The sequence below is a fragment of the uncultured Jannaschia sp. genome, assembly GCF_947494055.1.
Classification (GTDB): Bacteria; Pseudomonadota; Alphaproteobacteria; order Rhodobacterales; family Rhodobacteraceae; genus Jannaschia.
Window position 1 is genome coordinate 1 of sequence record NZ_CANLTR010000212.1, and the last position, 346, is coordinate 346.

The 346-nt window shown below is 60.1% G+C and carries 1 pseudogene; it reads left to right on the top strand.

The window, feature by feature from the left end:
* Positions 1 to 346, top strand: a pseudogene (locus Q1A87_RS23890) (DDE-type integrase/transposase/recombinase); the annotation flags it as partial.

The window sequence follows — 346 nt, forward strand, 5'->3', positions numbered from 1 at the left end:
TGGGCGATGGATATCACATATATCCCCATGGCGCGGGGGTTCATCTACCTTGCTGCCGTTCTGGACTGGTTCACTCGCCGGGTCCTGGCATGGCGGGTGTCGATCACTCTGGAAGCAGATTTCTGCATAGAAGCAGTCGAGGAGGCGCTGGCGCGACATGGCACCCCCGGGATCTTCAACAGCGATCAGGGCAGCCAGTTCACCTCGTCCGACTTCATCGCCGTGCTGGCGGCACGGAGGATCAAGATCAGCATGCCTCTCGGTGATTGCTTGCAATCACCTGCCGGTAACAGACGGCAAAGGCGCATGGCGAGACAACGTCTTCGTCGAGCGCCTCTGGCGGACT